Annotated in this window: 24 protein-coding genes; 18 read left to right on the top strand and 6 right to left on the bottom strand. The window is 62.1% G+C overall.

Annotated features, from left to right (window positions below; translation table 11 throughout):
• Positions 1 to 61: 61 nt before the first annotated feature.
• The 8 genes from CEW89_RS12140 to CEW89_RS12105 all read left to right on the top strand — a co-directional run bounded on the left by CEW89_RS12140 (position 62) and on the right by CEW89_RS12105 (position 6,909).
• Complete coding sequence (locus CEW89_RS12140) at positions 62 to 1,012, top strand: MBL fold metallo-hydrolase (RefSeq protein ID WP_096806065.1); 951 nt, start codon at positions 62 to 64, stop codon at positions 1,010 to 1,012.
• Between the two features lie 27 nt (positions 1,013 to 1,039).
• Positions 1,040 to 2,665 carry an FAD-dependent oxidoreductase gene (locus CEW89_RS12135; RefSeq protein WP_096806064.1) on the top strand — a complete coding sequence of 542 codons (1,626 nt, stop codon included), beginning with the start codon at positions 1,040 to 1,042 and terminating at the stop codon, positions 2,663 to 2,665.
• Positions 2,662 to 2,859: a DUF2783 domain-containing protein gene (locus tag CEW89_RS12130; protein WP_066704704.1), complete on the top strand. Its 198-nt coding sequence runs from the start codon at positions 2,662 to 2,664 to the stop codon at positions 2,857 to 2,859. Before CEW89_RS12135 ends, CEW89_RS12130 begins: the two co-directional genes overlap by 4 nt.
• Before the next feature lie 10 nt (positions 2,860 to 2,869).
• Positions 2,870 to 3,511, top strand: coding sequence for a maleylacetoacetate isomerase (gene maiA, locus CEW89_RS12125; RefSeq protein ID WP_096806063.1), 642 nt, complete (start codon positions 2,870 to 2,872; stop codon positions 3,509 to 3,511).
• 80 nt (positions 3,512 to 3,591) lie between these two features.
• The gene (locus CEW89_RS12120) at positions 3,592 to 4,617 is read left to right on the top strand and encodes a TRAP transporter substrate-binding protein (RefSeq protein ID WP_096806062.1); all 1,026 of its coding nucleotides are present in this window, start codon (positions 3,592 to 3,594) and stop codon (positions 4,615 to 4,617) included.
• The gene (locus CEW89_RS12115) at positions 4,614 to 5,066 is read left to right on the top strand and encodes a TRAP transporter small permease (protein WP_066704697.1); all 453 of its coding nucleotides are present in this window, start codon (positions 4,614 to 4,616) and stop codon (positions 5,064 to 5,066) included. The genes CEW89_RS12120 and CEW89_RS12115 overlap by 4 nt, the downstream gene beginning before the upstream one ends.
• Positions 5,063 to 6,370, top strand: coding sequence for a TRAP transporter large permease (locus tag CEW89_RS12110; RefSeq protein WP_066704695.1), 1,308 nt, complete (start codon positions 5,063 to 5,065; stop codon positions 6,368 to 6,370). Before CEW89_RS12115 ends, CEW89_RS12110 begins: the two co-directional genes overlap by 4 nt.
• A 68-nt stretch (positions 6,371 to 6,438) precedes the next feature.
• Positions 6,439 to 6,909 (top strand): MarR family transcriptional regulator, encoded by a 471-nt coding sequence (locus CEW89_RS12105; RefSeq protein ID WP_066704693.1) that lies wholly within the window; start codon positions 6,439 to 6,441, stop codon positions 6,907 to 6,909.
• A gap of 115 nt (positions 6,910 to 7,024) precedes the next feature.
• On the opposite strand, the gene CEW89_RS12100 is transcribed toward CEW89_RS12105, so the two are convergent.
• The 3 genes from CEW89_RS12100 to CEW89_RS12090 form a co-directional block, all read right to left on the bottom strand.
• Positions 7,025 to 7,504: a flavin reductase family protein gene (locus CEW89_RS12100; protein WP_198403415.1), complete on the bottom strand. Its 480-nt coding sequence runs from the start codon at positions 7,502 to 7,504 to the stop codon at positions 7,025 to 7,027.
• Positions 7,488 to 8,117, bottom strand: coding sequence for an FAD synthetase (locus tag CEW89_RS12095; protein ID WP_096806061.1), 630 nt, complete (start codon positions 8,115 to 8,117; stop codon positions 7,488 to 7,490). Before CEW89_RS12095 ends, CEW89_RS12100 begins: the two co-directional genes overlap by 17 nt.
• A gap of 63 nt (positions 8,118 to 8,180) precedes the next feature.
• A complete protein-coding gene (locus tag CEW89_RS12090) occupies positions 8,181 to 9,734 on the bottom strand; it encodes a 4-hydroxyphenylacetate 3-hydroxylase N-terminal domain-containing protein (RefSeq protein ID WP_066704691.1) in 1,554 nt (517 codons plus the stop codon).
• Between the two features lie 138 nt (positions 9,735 to 9,872).
• Here CEW89_RS12090 and CEW89_RS12085 point away from each other — a divergent pair, with 138 nt between their 5' ends.
• A complete protein-coding gene (locus CEW89_RS12085) occupies positions 9,873 to 10,619 on the top strand; it encodes an IclR family transcriptional regulator (protein WP_096806060.1) in 747 nt (248 codons plus the stop codon).
• Between the two features lie 24 nt (positions 10,620 to 10,643).
• On the opposite strand, the gene CEW89_RS12080 is transcribed toward CEW89_RS12085, so the two are convergent.
• Positions 10,644 to 11,567: a helix-turn-helix domain-containing protein gene (locus CEW89_RS12080; protein WP_157779835.1), complete on the bottom strand. Its 924-nt coding sequence runs from the start codon at positions 11,565 to 11,567 to the stop codon at positions 10,644 to 10,646.
• Between the two features lie 192 nt (positions 11,568 to 11,759).
• On the opposite strand from CEW89_RS12080, the gene CEW89_RS12075 reads away from it, so the two are divergent.
• The 6 genes from CEW89_RS12075 to CEW89_RS12050 are packed head-to-tail and all read left to right on the top strand — an operon-like array spanning position 11,760 to position 15,521.
• Complete coding sequence (locus CEW89_RS12075) at positions 11,760 to 12,899, top strand: amine dehydrogenase large subunit (protein ID WP_096806058.1); 1,140 nt, start codon at positions 11,760 to 11,762, stop codon at positions 12,897 to 12,899.
• A complete protein-coding gene (locus tag CEW89_RS12070) occupies positions 12,899 to 13,426 on the top strand; it encodes a MauE/DoxX family redox-associated membrane protein (protein WP_066704684.1) in 528 nt (175 codons plus the stop codon). The genes CEW89_RS12075 and CEW89_RS12070 overlap by 1 nt, the downstream gene beginning before the upstream one ends.
• Positions 13,427 to 13,442: 16 nt before the next feature.
• A complete protein-coding gene (locus CEW89_RS12065) occupies positions 13,443 to 14,060 on the top strand; it encodes a redoxin domain-containing protein (RefSeq protein WP_096806057.1) in 618 nt (205 codons plus the stop codon).
• A gap of 2 nt (positions 14,061 to 14,062) precedes the next feature.
• The gene (locus tag CEW89_RS12060) at positions 14,063 to 14,584 is read left to right on the top strand and encodes a methylamine dehydrogenase light chain (protein ID WP_066704681.1); all 522 of its coding nucleotides are present in this window, start codon (positions 14,063 to 14,065) and stop codon (positions 14,582 to 14,584) included.
• 49 nt (positions 14,585 to 14,633) lie between these two features.
• A complete protein-coding gene (locus CEW89_RS12055; protein ID WP_096806056.1) occupies positions 14,634 to 15,041 on the top strand; it encodes a c-type cytochrome in 408 nt (135 codons plus the stop codon).
• Positions 15,042 to 15,065: 24 nt separating this feature from the next.
• Entirely contained in the window at positions 15,066 to 15,521 is a 456-nt protein-coding gene (locus tag CEW89_RS12050) for a c-type cytochrome (protein ID WP_066704676.1), read from the top strand.
• Positions 15,522 to 15,536: 15 nt separating this feature from the next.
• Here the strand turns inward: CEW89_RS12050 and CEW89_RS12045 are convergent, their stop codons facing one another.
• Together CEW89_RS12045 and CEW89_RS12040 are read right to left on the bottom strand one after the other, a co-directional pair.
• A complete protein-coding gene (locus tag CEW89_RS12045) occupies positions 15,537 to 16,235 on the bottom strand; it encodes a winged helix-turn-helix domain-containing protein (protein ID WP_096806055.1) in 699 nt (232 codons plus the stop codon).
• Entirely contained in the window at positions 16,207 to 16,494 is a 288-nt protein-coding gene (locus CEW89_RS12040; RefSeq protein ID WP_096806054.1) for a hypothetical protein, read from the bottom strand. The genes CEW89_RS12045 and CEW89_RS12040 overlap by 29 nt, the downstream gene beginning before the upstream one ends.
• 171 nt (positions 16,495 to 16,665) lie before the next feature.
• Here CEW89_RS12040 and CEW89_RS12035 point away from each other — a divergent pair, with 171 nt between their 5' ends.
• From CEW89_RS12035 to CEW89_RS12025, 3 genes are all read left to right on the top strand, one after another.
• Positions 16,666 to 17,160, top strand: coding sequence for a hypothetical protein (locus tag CEW89_RS12035; RefSeq protein ID WP_066704669.1), 495 nt, complete (start codon positions 16,666 to 16,668; stop codon positions 17,158 to 17,160).
• Between the two features lie 119 nt (positions 17,161 to 17,279).
• Positions 17,280 to 17,918: a ribonuclease HII gene (locus tag CEW89_RS12030; protein ID WP_096806053.1), complete on the top strand. Its 639-nt coding sequence runs from the start codon at positions 17,280 to 17,282 to the stop codon at positions 17,916 to 17,918.
• Positions 17,919 to 18,031: 113 nt separating this feature from the next.
• Positions 18,032 to 19,132, top strand: coding sequence for a site-specific DNA-methyltransferase (locus CEW89_RS12025; RefSeq protein WP_096806052.1), 1,101 nt, complete (start codon positions 18,032 to 18,034; stop codon positions 19,130 to 19,132).
• Positions 19,133 to 19,148 lie beyond the last annotated feature (16 nt).

Genomic DNA, 19,148 nt, shown 5'->3' with positions numbered 1-19,148 from the left:
GATAACCCGCAGGGGCGCCATGCTGCGCGCTCCGTCAGGCGGAAGAAAAAGGACAACGCACATGGCGAAAGCATTCGCGAGCCAGGGGGACCTGGAAGAGAAGACGGTGAGCTTCACCGAAGTGGGCGAGGGGCTGTATGCCTTCACCGCCGAGGGCGATCCGAACACCGGCGTCATCATCGGCGACGAGAGCGTGATGATCGTCGAGGCACAGGCGACGCCGCGTCTGGCGCGCAAGGTGATTGAATGCGTGCGCACCGTCACCGACAAGCCGATTTCCCACGTCGTGCTGACCCATTATCACGCCGTCCGCGTGCTGGGCGCGAGTGCTTACGGCGCGCGTGAGATCATCATGTCGGAGAAAGCCGCCGCGATGGTCGAAGAGCGCGGTCAGGAGGACTGGGACAGCGAATTCGGTCGCTTCCCGCGCCTGTTCCAGGGCCATGAGGAAATCCCCGGCCTGACCCGTCCGACCACGACCTTCCGTGACAAGATGACCGTCTACCTCGGCAAGCGCCGGGTCGACATCATGACGCTCGGCCGCGCGCATACCGCAGGTGATGCGGTGATCTGGGTGCCGGATCAGGAGGTGATGTTCACCGGCGACATCGTCGAATACCACTCCGCCTGCTACTGCGGCGACGGGCATTTCGGCGACTGGGGCGGCACGCTTGACGCCATCGCAGGTTATAAGCCGAAGTCCATCGCACCGGGCCGGGGCGACGCGCTTGTGGGTGAAGAGATGGTCGGCAAAGCCATCGCCGCAACCCGCGATTTTGTCGACAGCACCTATGCGCCGGTGGCGCGGATCGTGGCCCGTGGCGGCTCTCTGAAAGAGGCCTGGGACGCGGTGCGGGCATCTTGTGACGCCAAATTCGGCGACTACGCGATCTACGAACACTGCCTGCCGTTCAACGTGGCGCGCGCCTATGATGAAGCCCGCGGCATCGACACGCCGCGCGTCTGGACCGCAGAACGCGACCGAGAAATGTGGGAGGCCCTTCAGGGCTGACGCCTGGGGTTCAGGGAGGAGGACAACATGTTTCAGGACCGCTATTCGCTGGCTTTCCGGCTTTATCCTTATGCGCGCTGTGCCGACCAGGACAGTGAGGAGATCGTGCGCCATCCCGTCGTGGTGATGGGGGGCGGACCCATCGGGATCGCCACCGCGCTCGATCTCGGGTTGCAGGGGATACCGGTGGTGGTGCTCGACGATCACGAGGGCATCGGCATGGGCTCGCGTGCGATCTGTTTTTCCAAACGCAGTCTCGAGATCGCGGACCGCTACGGGTGCGGTCAGCCGATGTTGGACAAGGGCGTGGTGTGGAATGTCGGCAAGGTGTTCCACCGCGACAGTCAGGTGTTCGAGTTCAATCTCCTGCCGGAAGAAGGCCATAAATACCCGGCCTTCATCAATCTTCAGCAACCCTATTTCGAACGCTTTCTGGTGGAGCGGGTACGCGAGGCGCAGGCGGCGGGCGCACCGATCGAGATCCGGGGCAAGAACCGGGTCGATGCGGTCGAGGTGCGGGACGATCATGTGCTGCTCGACATCACGACACCGGACGGGCCGTATCGCATCGCCGCCGATTGGCTGATCGGGGCGGACGGGGCCAATTCGCCCCTGCGCGCTATGCTGGGCCATGAATTCTCGGGCAAGGTGTTCAAGGACAGTTTCCTGATCGCCGACATTCGCATGACGGCGGATTTCCCGACCGAACGCTGGTTCTGGTTCGAGCCGACCCATGTGGGCGGTGCCTCGACCTTGCTGCACAAACAGCCGGACGACACCTGGCGGGTGGATTTCCAGATCGGCTGGGACGTGGACCGCAAGGAAGAGATGAAAGAGGAAAACATCCGCCGTCGCCTCGACGCGATGCTGGGGGCGGATGTGGAGTATGACATCGTCTGGTCGTCGATCTACACGTTTCAATGCAAACGGATGGAGCGGTTTCGCCATGGCCGGGTGATCTTTGCGGGCGATGCGGCGCATCAGGTGTCGCCTTTCGGCGCGCGCGGCGCCAATTCCGGGCTTCAGGATGTGGACAACCTCGGCTGGAAGCTTGGGCTGGTGGTGCGGGGCGAGGCACCGGAGAGCCTGCTCGACAGTTACGATCAGGAACGTATTCACGGCGCCGACGAGAACATTCTCAATTCGACCCGCTCGACGGATTTCATCACGCCGAAATCCGGTGTGAGCCGGATGTTCCGGGACGCGGTTCTGGACCTGTCCGGGCGGTATGAATTTGCCCGGCCCTTCGTGAATTCCGGGCGTTTGTCGGTGCCCTGCGTCTATGACGGTTCGACGCTCAACAGCGTCGATGGCCTGCTCGAAGCCCCGGCGCGGAGCCGTCCGGGAGCACCCTGTTCCGATGCGCCGCTGAACAACGGCTTTCTTCTGGAGCAGTTGGGCGGAGGGTTCACGATTCTCGCGCTCGGAACAGAGGCACCGGAACCGGTGACCGAAGACGGCATCACGGCACAGGTTCTGAGCCTGTCAGCGGAGGAGATCGGCCCGGAGCTGCGCGCGCGTTATCTCGGGACCTGCTCTCATGCCGTCTACCTGATCCGCCCGGATCAGCATATCGCCGGGCGGTGGTCCGCCTGGGAGGAAACCGAGCTGCGCGCCGCGCTGCGAAAGGCCACGGGGAGGGGCCGAGCATGAGCCTGATTTTGACACCGAATGTCGAGGCGCCGGATGATATCTATGCCGGGCTGATTGCCGCGCACGAGGGGCTGGACCGGGAGGCGAGCGAAGCGCTCAATGCCCGGCTGATCCTGATCCTGATGAACCAGATCGGCAATGCCGAAACCCTGTCCGAGGCGCTGCGCGCAGCCCGGGGCACGGTTGAAAGCTGAAGGACACAGAATGTCCGCAGAGACCGTGCTCTTCGATTACTGGCGTTCGACGGCAAGTTACCGTTTGCGTATCGCTCTCAATCTGGCGGGGATCGCCTACCGGGCGGTGCCGGTGGATCTCGTGGCGGGGGAACAACGCACCGCGCCGCATCTGGCGCGCAATCCGCAGGGCCTGGTGCCGGTGCTCGACATCGACGGGCTGCGGCTCACGCAATCCATGGCGATCCTCGATTATCTTGAGGACACCGGGCGGCTCAACCTGCGCCCCGCTGATCCGGCGGTCGCGGTGAAGATGCGGGGCGTGGTGCAGGCGATTGCCTGCGACCTGCACCCGGTCTGCAATCAGCGCGTCGCGGCGCATGTGGTGGAGTTGACCGGTCGTGGGACGGATCGTGCGGAATGGATGCGCCATTTCATCCGGCCCGGGTTGGTCGCTGTCGAGGCGATGCTCGATGCCGTGGGGCCCTATGCGATGGGAGAGCGTCTCAGCCAGGCCGATCTGGTGCTGATCCCGCAATTGTACAATGCAGAGCGTTGGGGGGTGCCGACAGAAGATCTGCGGCGTCTCACCCGGGTCGCCGAAACCTGTGCCGGACTGCCGGCCTTTGCGGCGGCCCATCCGGACCGGGTTCACCCGGATCGGGGTGCCTGACGAAAACCGTACTTCAACACTGGCGCGCGGGGGGAAGGAGACCGCCTGCGGGTCCGACTTCAACTGGGAGGAAACAACATATGAAACGTCTGACACAAGCTGGCCTGTTGGCCATTACGACCCTGCTCACGCCTCTGGCGGCTCAGGCCGCCGATGTGACACTCGCGCTGTCGAGCTGGCTGCCGCCGCGCCATCCGATCGTGGTCAACGCGATCAAGCCCTGGGCCAAGGACGTCGAACAGGTCACCGAGGGTCGCGTGTCGATCCGGGTGCTCGGCAAACCCCTTGGCTCGCCGCCCGCGCATTTCGACATGGCGAGGGACGGGGTCGCGGACATCACCTATGGCCTGCACAGCTTCACGCAGGACGATCGGTTCAAGGGCAGTTTGCTGGGTCAGTTCTCCTTTATCGGCGACGATGCCGTCACCAGTTCCAAAGCCTTCTGGACAGTCTACACCGAAGACCTGAATGCCCGCGAAGAACATGAGGGCACGCATCTTCTGGGCTTGTTCACCCATGGTCCGGGACTGTTGCACAACAACAAGCATCGGCTGGAGACCCCCGCAGATGTCGAGGGGCTCAAGATCCGGGTGCCCAGCAGTTATGTCGGCACTCTGGTGGACGATTTGGGCGGAACCTCCCTCTTCATGTCTTCGACGGAAGTGTATGAAAAGCTGTCGCGCGGGGTGATCGACGGGGTGGCGTTCACCTATGAGGCGCTGACCGCGTTCAACCTGGCGGACGATGTGAAATATTCGATGACCGTGCCCGGCGGCGTGTATAACACCACATGGTTCCTCGTGGTCAACGAGGACCAGTGGAACAGTATCTCGCCCGAGGACCGGGCCGCCATCGACGCCATCTCCGGTCTCGCCTTCGCCGAACGCGTCGGACAGGCTTGGAACGATGCGGATGCGGCCGCGCGCGAGGAGCTTGCGGACAGCGACATCGAATTCTACCCGGCGCCCGAGCCGGTGCTCACGGCTCTGCAAGCCTCCGCACGGCGGCAGGAGGAAACCTGGGCCGAATCCTTGCCCGAGGACGAAGACGGTCTGGCGGCCCTGACCCGGTTGCGCGCGATGACCGGGGTCACGGTGCCGCAATGACCGCGAAACGGATCGAAAACGGTCTGATGGGGCTGGCAGCTTTCTTGCTGCTGGCCCTCATGGCCGTGACGGGGATTGATGTCATCGGTCGATACCTGTTCAACGCACCGCTGTCCGGGGCGTTCGAGCTGACGGAGCTTCTGCTCGGGGCGCTGGTGTTCGTCGCCCTGCCTCTGGTGAGCCGCGCGGGCGCGCATGTTGAGGTCGATCTGCTGGTGAGCGTTGTGCCGCGTGCCGTTTCCCGTGTGATGGGGCGTATGGCAGCGATCGTCTCGGCGGTTGTGCTGGCCTTTTTCGCCTGGCGTCTCGCGGTGCTCGGGATCACTCAGGTCACGGACGGGGCCCGTTCCGTGTCGATGGGCGTTCCTCTGGCACCGTTTGCTTTTCTGGGCGCGCTGACCTGTCTCGTCGCGGCGCTCTTTGGTCTGATGCGGGAGATGCGCCCATGATCGAATCGCTGATTGCCCTGGTCGTTCTGCTGTTTCTGGTCTTTTCCCGCGTGCCGATCGCCTTTGCCATGGCTGTGGTCGGCGCGGTGGGCTTTGCCTGGATGCGCGGGCTCGATGCCGCGGGTGCCATGGTTGGCAGCGCCGTGTTCGAAACCGGCTTTTCCTATTCGCTGTCCGTCGTGCCCCTGTTCATTTTCATGGGCAATATCCTCGCGCATTCGGGCATCGCGCACGGGCTCTTTGCCGGGGCGGACCGACTGTTCGGACGCATGCGGGGCGGGCTTGCGCTCGCTGCGGTGCTGTCCTGTGGCGGGTTTTCCGCCGTGTCGGGCTCGTCTCTGGCGACGGCGGCGACGATGAGCCGGGTGGCGATGCCGCCGATGCGGCGCTTCGGCTATTCCGACAGTCTCGCGGCGGGCTCGATTGCGGCGGGTGGCACGCTTGGCATTCTCATTCCGCCCTCGGTGATCATGATCATCTACGGGCTCCTGACCGAAAGCGACATCGGCAAGCTGTTCATCGCAGGGCTGATCCCCGGCGCCCTTGGGGTGGTGTTCTATCTGCTCGCAGTGATGATCGCGGTGCGGATCAAACCCGATCTGGCGCCGCCCGTGACCGATCCCGAACCGATGTCGCGGACGGACAAGATGGGGGTGTTCGGCACGCTGGCGCTTTTCGCCTTCATCATGATCGGGATTTACGGCGGGTTCTTCACCCCTATCGAAGCGGCGGGCATGGGGGCGATCTTTGCATTGCTGCTGGCGCTGATGATGCGCAGCCTCAGCCGTGCGGGGTTCTGGATGGCCTGCCGGGAAACGGTCATCTCCTCCGCCATGATCTTTGCGATTGTCATCGGGGCCGAAATCTTTTCCGCCTTCGTGAATTTTGCCGGACTGCCGGACGCTCTGGTGGATCTGATCTACGAGATGGACATCAGCCCCTGGGCGGTGATCGCGATGATGGTGCTGATCTATCTGATGATGGGCTGTGTCTTTGAAAGCCTGTCGATGATCCTTTTGACCGTGCCGGTGTTCTATCCGATCATCTATCAACTCGATTTCGGAACGGGGCTGCTGTCCGATCCGGAGAACGTCCTGATCTGGTTTGCCGTGGTTGTGGTCGTTGTGACGGAAATCAGCCTGATCACCCCGCCGGTGGGCATGAATGTGTTCATCCTGCGAGCCACTTTGCCGGATATTCCTCTGGGCGTGATCTTTCGCGGCATCGTGCCATTCTGGATTGCGGACATCCTGCGGCTTTTGCTGCTGGTCAGCGTGCCGGCACTGTCGCTTATGCTGCTATGAGCTATGCAGGCCATGCGAAATATGGCCGTATGCAAGGGCTGGAACGGGTGAGAGAAGGACGATGCATTATGGATGACGGTCTCCCGCAGGTGGAATTGGCCCGCACGACACGGGCCTTGCCTTTTGCCCTGATCCGGGCGCGGGAGGCACTTCTCGTGCCGCTTCGTCGCATGCTGGCGGAGGCCGGGGTCAGCGAACCGCAATGGCGCATCCTGAGGGTTCTTGCGGAGGCCGGACCGATGTCCGGCCAGGGACTGGCCCGCGCCGCCTGTCTGCAACCGGCCTCCGTATCGCGAATTCTCCAGTCCATGCTGGAAAGAAAGCTTATCGCCCGGGTTCAGAACCCGCTCAATCGGCGTCGGCAGGTTGTGTCGATCTGCCCGGAGGGGCTCAGACTGCTGTCGGAGTACAGTGCGATGAGCCGGGGAATCACGGACCGCTTCGAACAGCGGTTCGGGGCAGAGAAGTATCGGCTCTTGCTCGATCTGCTGGAGGAGTTCAACAGCCTTCCCCCGGAAGAGGAGACACCGACTTCTTGATGCGGGGGCGTCGCATAGATTTGCCTCCGGGAAGAACGGAGGGGGGACGTTCCGGCTCCGTCCTTCCCGGGCTGTTCGAGTGGTTTCAGCGGGTTGAACCCGGTTGGGGGCGTGCCTAAGCCTCGGCCAGCCGACCGAATTTGCCGGAATGAAACAGCAGGGGCTGTGCCTGCGCGTTCCGGTCCAGATCGACCACCCGCCCGATGAACAGAATGTGATCCCCGGCCTCGACCTCCTGGGCAACCTCGGCCACGATATGGGCCGCTGCGCCGCGCAGCACGGGCATGCCGCCGCGCTCTTCGAGCAGGTCTTCGAGGCTGGCGTCCGGTCGTCCCGCGAAATGCATCGCATGGGGATGCATGTCCTGTGCCAGGATACTCACCGCGTAAGCTCCCGAGGCGCGGATCTTGTCCAGCATTTTCGTGCCGCGATCGAGCGAGATGGACACCAGCGGCGGATCGAGCGACACGGACATGAAGGCATTGGCGGTCATGCCGTGATCGCCCTCCTCTGTCCGGGTGGTGATCACGGTGACGCCGGTGGCAAAGCTGCCGCAGCAATCGCGCAGGCTGCGCGGGTCAATCGGATGAGACATGGTATTCTTCTCCCAGTCGTAAATCATGCTTGGCCATGGCACCCGACAGGCGCAACGCGTCACTGTCGGCTCCAAGCAGATGTTTTGCAGTTGCACTGTCCCCATCGGCGCGCAGCGCCCGGATCCGGGTCGAGGAAATCACCTCGCCACCATCGCAGCGCACCTCCGGTGCGATCGCGACGTCGAAATGCTGCGCCAGAAGCGCCACCGTTCCCGCCTGTTTGCTGCCGAACCGGAAATCGGCCCCGACATGGATGCGCATCGGGTTCACACGTCCCAGATCGCCAAGGAACGTTTCGGCGGAACGACGGCAATAGGTCTCGGAAAACCGGCTGACCACGATGACGTCCGGCCCCATCCGGGCGAGCCGCACCAGTTTTTCCTCCAGTGTGCAGAGCGGACGGGCGCGGCCAAAGAACACCTTGGGCGGCGGATCGAAGGTCCAGACGACACTGGGCACCCCCAGCTCTTGCGCGTCTCGGATCGCGCCGCGCACGAGGGTCTGGTGTCCCCGATGCACCCCGTCGAAGGCCCCGATGGTCACGAGGCTGCGCGGCAGGCGGACCTGCCGGTCGGTCAGAATGACTGTCTGTGCGCCATCGTAGCTGAACATGAGCATTTCCTCTTTCAGGCTTGCAGGCTGCCCCCGATACCGGTCGGGGACAGCCCATCAGGATCAGCCGTTGAACCCGGCTTTCAGACGGTTGATGTCCCAGGGATTGATCATGTCCGGTGCCCGCCAGCCGTCGAGGTCGTATTCGGACATGTAATCGTCCACCAGTTGGTGCAGCATGTCCATCTCGCCGGTGGCCTGCGCCGTCAGCATGGTCTCGATCCGGATGTTCTCGTAATTCCCGGCATAATTGGCCTCGTAAAGCTCATGCCGTCCGCCGAATTCGGAGCCGATCGCATCCCAGAGTAGTTTCAGAAGCTTCACCCGGTCGATTGCCACCATCCCGTTCGAACCGCGCACGAAACGGTCGAGATAGGGCCGCACATCGTCGGAGGCGAAATCCAGCGTCGAGGATGGCAGGTAGATCAGACCGGAGGCGACGTTGCGCTCGATCAGTTCCTTGATCCGGGTGTAGGCCATTGGCGCGAACACCCGGCTTGCGAGCCCGTAGTTGATGTTGGGCAGAACATAACCGTCTGTCCCCTCCCACGGCACCGGCGATTTCACCATGGCGTCCGAAATGCCCCAGAACAGGTTGCGCCAGGCCAGAACCTCGCCCACCGCCGTCTGCGGCCCACGGAACACACGCGATCCGGTCGCCTCCAGCGCCTTGGAGAACAGACCTGCGATGAAGTCCAGCTTGACCGCCAGACGCGTCGCGCCGTGCAGGGTGAAACGCGGCACAAAGCCCGAGGCCGGGAAGAAGGTGTTGATCTTCTCGACATCGCCATAGACGAAAATGTTCTCCCAGGGCACGAGCACCTTGTCGAACACCAGAATCGCGTCGTTCTCGTCCAGCCGCGAAGACATCGGATAATCGAAGGGCGTCCCCATGACCGTGGCGTTCAGCTCATAGCTCGCCCGCGAAATCAGTTTGACGCCGGGGCTGCCCATCGGAGCGGTAAAGATCAGGGCGAATTTCTTCTCTTTGATCGGAATGCCGTAATGCGCGATGAAGTTGTAATGCGTCAGCGCCGATCCGGTGGCGACCACTTTCGCGCCCGACACCACGACACCCGCATCGGTCTCCTTCTCGACCTGCATATAGACGTCGCCGGTCTCCTCCACCGGCAGGTGCCGGTCGATGGGCGGGTTGACGATGGCGTGGTTCCAGTAGTCGACGCGCTCCTGCGTGCGGGCATACCAGGTCTTCGCATTCTCGGCATATTCGCCGTAGAAGCCCGCATTGGCGCCCAGCGTGCCGAGGAACGCCGCCTTGTAATCCGGCGAGCGCCCCATGAACCCGTTCGACACCCGTTGCAGCTCGGCAATCGCATCGCGTCCGGCCACGAGATGTTCCGAGGTCTTCGGGCCCTGGAAATACGGGTGGGTCCAGCCGCCCGAACCGGTGTCCGTGGCGCGCCCGAGGATGTCTTTTTTCTCATGAAGCCGATCATACCAGCGCGCGACCATGCGGGACGAGTTGCGGAACGCGGGGTGTTTCGTGACGTCCTTGACACGCTCGCCATGGACGTAGATTTCGCGCCCGTCCTGAATGCTCTCCAGAAATTCGGCACCGGTATAGGGCACAGTTCCCTGTGTGACTTGGTCTTTCATATATTCCTCCCTGGCGGACACAGCTCCTCCTGCGTCCCGGGATCACCATGGCTTGCGTAAAAAATATTGGAAGGTATCGAATAATACTCGCATATTTTCCGATAATACCGGAAACTTGATCGGCTGGAGGCCAAGTGAATGAAATCAATTCGAAAAATCGGCCAAATCCTGAGTCTCTATTCCGCCGCTGCGCCGGAGCATGGCGTGTCGGAGATTTCGCGCAGTTTGGGCGTGTCCACCAGCGGCGCGCATGACCTTGTCGATGGGCTTGCGAAAATCGGCCTGCTGCAAAAGGTCGACCGGGGGCGATACCGTCTCGGGCCGACGGTCGCCTCGCTCTATCACATCCTCGTGGACAGTTCGGCCCTGATCGAAGCCGCGCGTCCCGTCATGGTCAAGCTCGTCGAGGATTACGGTGAAACCGTTCATCTTACGGTGCTTGATCAGTCGCGGATCGTGGTCGCGGATGCGTTGGTCGGCACCCAGACCCTGCGGGTGTCCCGCGCCGTTCTTGGGCCGGAACTGGCGCCGCATTTCAGCCCGGCGGGGATGCTGCATCTCTCCACCGCAGGGCCGGAGCGCTTGGCGGCCTATGTGGCGACCCATGCCGATTCGCGTTTCCCGCTCTTGCCGAAAGACCGTTGGACGCAGCAGCTTTCGGACGTGTTACAGGCCGGATATGCCAGCGGGCCGCTTCTGAACGACCGGGACATCACCTGTTGTGCCGCGCAAATCCGAAATCATGCCGATATTCCCGTCGCGGTTCTGTCGATCTCCGTGCCGCGCACCCGACATGAAATTCAGCCGCGCGCCTTTCGCACCATCACGATGGACGCCGCGCAGCGTATTTCCGAGGCGATGGGCTATATGATCGAAGAGACCTGAGGACGATGACCGGTCCGGACGGGATCAGTGGGGCTGCGGCGTGGCCCGGCGCAGGGTGTCGGAGGGGCGTTCGCCGAACATGGCGCGATAGCCTTGTGAGAACCGGCCCCAGTGGTAATAGCCGAATTCCATGCTGACATCCGACACTTTCGTGCTGCGCGGGTCCGAGAACCGCAACCGGCGGTGTACCTCGCTCAGCCGACGCCCCTTGAGCATGTCGTCGAGCGTCATGCCGGTGCGCTCAAGGCAGGCCGCGCGCAGCATCGCGCGATCCCGGTCGAGATGTTTCGCCAGATGGCTGACGCTCATCTTGTCGAACGGAAGGCTGTCGCAGGCTGCGAGAATATCCGCCATCAGGCCACGCGGCAGTTTCCGCGACCGGACCCGGCTGGCCTGTCGCGCCCAAAGCGAGATCCGGTCGAGCAGAAGATCCGGCGCCAGATCCAGCACCGCCTGTTGCGCGATGCCCTGGCGCGCACTTTCCATCAGGGTGAGCATCCACTCCGCGATGCCATGGCTTTCCTGCGGCGTCACCGCGCGGGCGCCACAGATGATGTCCTCCGGCAGACAATCCTGCGGCAGGGTCAGCATGATGTAATCCGCGTCGCTGTCGGTGAAGATGTGATAATCCTCTCCGGCGACATGGATCATGCCGGTGCCTGTTCCGATCGCATTGGACACTCCGGCCATTGTCAGGCGTCGGCCAAGCGAAAATCCGACACAGACATAGCCATCGGGCACCCGGTAGATGTTCTCCATCTTCTGGTTCACGGTCTCTCGATAGAGCGTGATGTCCTCCCACTCCAGCGCCGCGATATGCCCCTCGAACGCCCCCGGCGACAATTGCCGGTAAAGCTGGTTCCAGCCGTCCAGCCCCCGTTCCTGATCGACGAAACTGTCGAACCGGACCTCGCGTACCCGGGTTCGGGGTTTGATCTCTGTGTGCATGATAAGTAACCGGAATATTTTAGTTTTCCCATTGTGAGATGCCGCTTGGCAGCAGGTGTCAAGAATTGCAGTGCGCAAAACGGTAAGATTCACGCGCTGCATATTTTATGTGCGAAATTATCCCTCCGGGGCGGATAGCGCGGGCTGAAAACCAGCCCCTATGCTGATCACGAGACCATCACCAGGAGACAGATGATGAAATCCACAACCGCCGCTTTCGTGGTGCTTGCCGCGCTGACCGGACCGGCTTTCGCACAAGACGCCATCGAACCCGAAACCCTCTCCGTCAAGGAAACCATCGACGAGGGCCCGAACCTCTTCGTACTCGATCAGGCCTGGAAAGGCCCGTCCTCGATCAACGTGCTGGGCGCCAAAGATTTCGCGATGAAGGGCAACATGGGCCCGGGCACCACCGCGCAGATGGTGCTCTCCGCCGACGGCAAGACCATGTACACCACCTCGGTCTATTTCGAGCGCTACACCTACGGCCCGATCACCAACGTGTTCCACACCTGGGACGTCGACACGCTCAAGATCAAAAGCGAATTCGAATTCGGCGTGAAAATGGCCCATGTCGAAAGCCAGCCGGCGCTGCTGACGCTCTCCTCCGACGAGGCCTATGCGCTGGCCCAGAACGCCACGCCCGCGACCTCCGTCTCGGTGATCGACATCGCCGCTGGCGCCGCCATCGCCGAAATTCCGACGCCGGGTTGCTGGGGCATCTTTCCCTCCACCTCCGGTATGAAATTCACCACGATCTGCGGTGACGGCACCTTCCAGACCTATTCTTACGCCGCCGATGGCACCTTCGGCGATCCGGGCAAGTCTGAGAAAATCTTCGACGTCGATGACGATGCGCTCTTCACCAACGGTGTGCGCATCGGCGAAACCCTCGTCTATGTGTCCTACAACGGCAATCTCTATGTCGTGGACGACAGCGGCGACGTGCCGGTCCTCTCCGAGACCATCGCGCTGACCGAAGGCGTGCTCGGCAAATGGGCCCCCTCCGGCTCCGAGCTGATCGCTTATAACGCCCCGACCAACACCGCTTTCGTGCTGATGCACTCCGGGGCCTACAACGGTTCGCACAAAAACGGTGCGGAGCAGATCTGGGCCGTGGACATGGACAGCAAGACCGTCGTCGGTCGCTCCACCGCGCATCATGAAAACGGGCTCATCGTGACGCAGACCGAAGAGCCGATGCTCTATGGTGCCAATGAGGAAGGCGATGTCTACCTCTACTCCGTCGAGATGGGCGATGAGGTCTTCCTCGAGATGACCGAAGAGTTCAATATCGGTGGCTGGCCGACCGTGATGGAGCTTGATCGCTGATGGGAGACCTGTCGCAGCTCACCTCGGCAACCCTGACGAGCTTTCTCGTGCTCGTCCTGGCGCGCGCGGCCTGGCACAAGTGGCAGGCCTTCTATGAGACGGTGGGGTTTGCGCAGGGCTATGGGCTTGTGCCCCGTCACATGGTGCCCGCGATCGTGCGCGGACTGACGGGGGCCGAGGCCCTCACGGTCCTCGCACTCCTCCTTCCCGTCACCCGTCCCTTCGGCGGGCTGATGGCGGCGGGGCTGTTCGCGGGGTACGGCGTGCTGATGGCAGCGGCTTTGCTTCGGGGACAGACGGAGATCGATTGTGGCTGCGGTGGCACGCCGCAGATCGTCTCCGGCCTGACCCTCGGGCGCAATGCCGTGTTGACCGTCATGGCGCTGGCCGTCGCGATGATCTCTGTCGGGCCGCTTGGCGCGATGGGGGCGATCATGGCGATCACTGCCGGGATCACGCTTTTCGCGATCTACGGCGTGGCGGAAAAACTCGCCTCCCATCTCCCCCACATCCGGCAGGCCGGATGAGAGAGGACAGAACGATATGACCATACTCATCTTTTCCAACATCGCCCTCTGGGTTGTCGTGCTGGTCCAGATCGCGATCATCTTCGCGCTCGCCCGCCAGATCGGCATCCTCTTCGAACGGGTGTCCCCGGTGGGCGCGATGATTTCGGACAGCGGGCCGGACATCGGTGAAGCCGTGCCGCAAATGACCCTGCCCAATCTCAACGGGCCGGAATTTGCACTGGGCGGGCCGGAAGGGCGGGCACAGCTCGTGTTCTTCCTCTCCACCACCTGTCCGATCTGCAAGGCGCTCCTGCCCGCGATCAAGTCGATCCGGGACGATGAAAAAGGCTGGCTCGATGTCGCGCTGGCCTCCGACGGGCGCGAAGCGGCGCACCGGCGGCTCATCGAGGCGGAAGACCTCGGGGCCTTCCCCTATGCGCTGTCCTCCGATCTCGGCATGACCTTCAAGGTCGCGAAACTGCCCTTTGCCGTGCTCATCGGGCCGGACGGCAAGGTGCGCGCCAAGGGTCTCGTGAATTCCCGCGAACAGCTCGAAAGCCTGTTCAACGCCTCCGAGACCGGCATTCCCTCCTACCAGGCTGCGGTCGCCCAACAGATGGGCGCCACTCAATTTTCCTCCGAAAGGATCTGATTATGACCAGACTGATCGACAAACTTCTCAAGACCCTCGACAAAAGCGTCGAAACCGGTGCCCGCACCGCCGCACGTAACCTTGGCCGCCGCAGCTTCATGGCGAAGGCCGGGGCCTCGGTTCTGGGCGCCGCCGTGGCGACCCCGATCCTGCCCTTCGACCGTCGCGCCAACGCTTCCGAACTGCCGGAGGACGAATGCTCCTACTGGCGTCACTGCGCCCTCGACGGCAACCTCTGCTCCACCTCCGGCGGGTCTCTGACGCAATGTCCTCCGGGCTCGTCCGCCTCTTCCGTGTCCTGGGTCGGCACCTGCACCAACCCGGACGACGGCAAGGATTACCTCGTGTCTTATAACGACTGCTGCGGCAAACCGTCGGTGGCCTCCGCGACCTTCTGCTACACCTCCGAGGGTGAGCGTCCGGGCTACCGCATGGGTCTCTACAACGACATCAACTGGTGCATGGCGAACACCGACAAAGGTTACCACTGCACGGTGTCCGTGGTTGTGGGCCTGGCGGAGTGATCCCGAATTGCGCCTTTTGACGACACTCACGGGGGCTGTGGCATGCGCCATGGCCCTCCTCCCCCTCCCGGTCTCTGCCGAGACCCCGGAGGAGCTTTTCGAGATTCATTGCGCCGCTTGTCACAACACCGGCGGGATCGGCAATCCGGGTCTTGCCCCGCCACTCAACCGTCCCGTGTTCTGGCAGGCGCTGGGTGACACCGCGCCCGAATATCTCGCCGGAGTGGTGATCTCGGGCATGGCTGGAAAACTCGACATTCAGGGCCAGATGTACATCGGCCTGATCATGCCGCCGGTGGCCAGCACCACGGACGAGGAACTGGTCGAGATCGGCACATGGGTGCTCCAGACCCTTGGCGAGACCGAAGCTGTGATGACCCAGGAGCTTCTCGAGGCCGCGCGCGAGACCCGTCCGACCCATGCCGATCTGCGGGCGATGCGCCCCGCGGTCGACTGAGCCGGTAGACAGAAAGGAAGAGACATGTCTCTGTTGAAACCCCTGAGCTTCGCGCTTGCGCTTGTCCCGGCCTCCCTGATGGCGGCGGACCAGCCCTCGCGCACCGCGCATACGAATTACATTTTGCGCTGCGCTGGCTGTCACGGGTTCGAAGGCGGCGGCACGCCCGAGGGCGGCATTCCGGCCTTTCCGGACAGTGTCGGTTATATCGCGGGCACCGAGCTGGGCCGCACCTATATGATGCATGTGCCGGGCGTGGTGAGCGCCTCGCTCAACAATCGCGAGATCGCCGAGGTGATGAACTATATCCTCGACGTCTGGGGTGAAACCGACAGCGGCGAGGCTCCGGTGCATTTCACCGAGGAAGAAGTCACCCGGCGTCGCGCCGAACCCGTCCCCGACGTGGTCGCCTATCGTCGTCTTGCCGTCGATGAGTTGACCGCGATGGGCATCACCGTCGCGGACTATCCCTGGCCTTAAACGGGGCCCTGACGGCTACACCATCTTGATCACATCGCGCGGACAGGACAGCATATAGCCCTTCCGCGCGATGTTTTTCACCAGCAATTCGCTCACCATCTGATTGCCAAGCGTATCGCGCAGCCGCTTGATCCGGGTCGCCCCCGCCGCCTCTTCGCAATCCACCGCATTCCGGCCCGAAATCACCGCTTCGATCTCTGCGCCCGAGAGCACATCGTCGTCCAGCCGCGCCTCCGCCAGCACCGACAGCGTCTCGATCGCCGCAGGGGTCAGTTTGAATTCCATGTTGTTCAGGTAAACCGTGTTCTCGGCGCGCGAAATCAAAAGCGACGACACCTCGATTCCCCGCTTCTCGATCTCGCTCATCCGCCGGCTCAGCGCGACGATCATCACGAGAAACACCAGTGCCGCGATCAGCAGAGCTGTCGCGAACACCAAGAGCACGAAAATCACCATGCGGTAGGAATTCAGTACACCGGAAAACGCTGTGCCCGATTGCGCGAGAATCTCCAGCAGCTTGATCTCCGCCTGTGTGGTCAGGTCGTTTTCGACAAAGATCCGCTCCACCCGCGCGTTGAACGCATTCGCATCCGGCAGGTTCACGAAGAGCAATACCGCCGCAATCAACAGAATCGCGACAATCGCCACGACGCCGTAAATCGCCACGCGCGAGACTTTACGGCTGTCAGTATCGGAGGAAATAGTCGCCAGCATCGGCCTTCACCTCGCCCAGTTTCTCTTCCGGGATCATTGCGACGATGGACAAAAGGTGCCAGCCCTCTTTTTCCAGACGCGGTGCCAGAGCCTTGGCCGCCGCCTGTTTCGTGCATTGAGAAGCGCTCACCTCGGCCACGCCGAAATGCAGCTTGAGCGGGTTGTCACGCTTGGCCTTGTAGCTGGCGTAACAGGACGCGTTCGCCAGTCCCGGAAGGACCACAAGCGCGACGAGAAGGGGGAGAAGGTGCTTTTTCATGCTCGCGATCCTGTGAGCAAGCGCGATGTTATTCAATAGCAAAGCCGTTTTCCGGCCCTGTTATCCGATGACAATCCGCTGTTATTGAGCGATTTCCGGAAAACCGGCCATCACCGTCCCATCACCCTCGCAAGCCCGCTCCACAGGGCACAGGATCTGAAAGGACACCCGATGAAACTCACGAAATTCACCGCAGGGCTGGTCGCGCTTTCCATCGCCACCGCCGGTTTCGCCGCCGCCCCTGCGCGCGCCGGCGACAATGACGCCGCTCTGGTTCTGGGCGGGCTTGCGACGCTCTTCGTGCTCGGCAAGGCGCTCGACGACAAGAACAAGGACAAGGTCGCCGTGAGCACTTCGCGCTATCGCGACGGTCATCGCAATGAGCCCTGGCAGGACCGCAATCGCGGTCGGGATTTCGGCATCCCGAACCAATGTGTCGCCAGCGCCGGGCAGGGCGCCAAACAGCGCCTCGTCGCCTTCGAGAACTGTATCGAGCGTGACCGCCGTGCTCAGGTCCACTTGCCGCGCGCCTGCGAAACGCGGGTCAAGACCCGTCAGGGCAAGGTTGACGCTTACGATGTCGGCTGCCTCACCAATTTCGGCTATCGCGTCGAACGCAACCGCGATGCGCGCCGCACCACGGATCGCGATACCCGCCGCAACTGAGTTCCATAACGAGCAGAAACGCGCGGTTCTCATGTTCCCATGGCCGCGCCACTTGGCGGGTGAGATATCTCACCCGCTTTTTTCTTGCGCCGCTGTCGGGCTTCGGCTTCACAGGGGGTATGACAAAGACAACGCCCGATTACAGTTTCGAAGAAGCCGCCGCCCGTCGCGGTTACACCCGCATTGTCGGGGTCGATGAGGTCGGCCGTGGTCCGCTGGCCGGTCCCGTGGTCGCCGCCGCCGTCTGGCTCGATCCGGCCCGCATCCCCTTAGGCCTCAATGACTCCAAGGCGCTGACCGCCAAACGTCGCGAAGTCCTTTATGACGAAATCCTCGCCGTGGCCGATGTGTCTATCGCCTCCTGTACGGTTGAGGAGATCGACGAGATCAATATCCTTCAGGCCTCGTTGCGCGCCATGGAGCGCGCCGTGGCGGGGCTGAAGGTCAAAGCCGATTATGTTCTGGTCGACGGCAACAAATTGCCCCCCGCTTTCGGTCTCGATGCGGAGGCCATTGTCAAAGGCGATGCCCGGTCTCTGTCGATTTCGGCGGCCTCGATCGTTGCGAAAATCTGGCGCGATCGGCTGATGGTGGATTTGGCGCAACACTACCCCGGCTATGGCTGGGAAAAGAACGCCGGTTACGGCACCAAAACCCACATTGAAGGGCTCCGAAATCTTGGTGTGACACCACACCATAGACGTTCGTTCAAACCGGTCCACAACATCTTGTATCAAGATAAAAACATAAGTGACTGATTCGAAAAAGAAATTGACCTGGAATCCCGGATGACTCATTTTGGGACCCATAAATGACGCCAAAAATGGCGCGTTAAACGACGTCCCTTAAGGGGCGCGACATGAGGCAGAACATGAAGAACACCATCCGCAAGGGGGCCAACGCGCTCCCTCTCAATGAGATATTGTCTGGTGATTGCATCGAGGTGATGAACGCGCTTCCCGAGGAAAGCGTCGACCTGATTTTCGCCGACCCGCCCTATAACCTGCAACTGCGGGGAGATCTGCATCGTCCGGACAATTCCAAGGTGGATGCGGTCGATGACGCTTGGGATCAATTCGACAGTTTCAAGGTTTATGACGATTTCACCCGTGAGTGGCTCAAGGCCGCGCGGCGCATCCTCAAGCCGAATGGTGCGATCTGGGTGATCGGATCTTATCACAACGTCTTCCGCCTCGGCGCAGAGCTTCAGAATCAGGGCTACTGGATTTTGAACGACGTCGTGTGGCGCAAATCCAACCCGATGCCGAACTTCCGGGGCAAACGCCTGACCAACGCGCATGAGACGCTGATCTGGGCGTCGAAGAACGAAGCGGCGAAATACACCTTCAACTACGAAGCGCTGAAATCCCTGAACGAGGGCATCCAGATGCGCTCCGATTGGGTTCTGCCGATCTGTAACGGTGGCGAGCGCTTGAAAGACGACAATGGCGACAAGGCCCACCCGACGCAAAAGCCCGAAAGCCTGTTGCATCGTGTGATCGTCGGCACCACCAATCCGGGCGACGTGATCCTCGATCCGTTCTTCGGCACCGGCACCACCGGCGCGGTTGCCAAGATGCTTGGACGTGAGTTCATCGGCATCGAGCGCGAAGAGAAATACCGCGCGGTTGCAGAAAAACGCATCGCCTCCGTGCGCAAATTCGACAAGGACGCACTGCGCGTTTCCACCTCGAAACGGGCGGAGCCGCGTGTGCCTTTCGGTCAGCTTGTGGAGCGCGGCATGCTGCGTCCGGGCGAGGAGCTTTATTCGCTGAACGGGCGTCAAAAGGCCAAGGTGCGCGCCGATGGCACGCTGATTGCCAATGACGTGAAAGGTTCGATCCATCAGGTCGGCGCCCATCTCGAAGGTGCGCCCTCGTGCAATGGTTGGACCTATTGGACCTTCAAGCGCGATGGCAAGACCGTTCCGATCGACGTGTTGCGCCAGCAGATCCGCGCGGAGATGCAATAAGCGACAGAGCGGGATA

The sequence above is a fragment of the Celeribacter ethanolicus genome (genome assembly GCF_002407265.1).
In the GTDB taxonomy this organism is placed as follows: Bacteria; Pseudomonadota; Alphaproteobacteria; order Rhodobacterales; family Rhodobacteraceae; genus Celeribacter; species Celeribacter ethanolicus.
This window is presented reverse-complemented; position numbering and strand designations above follow the sequence as displayed.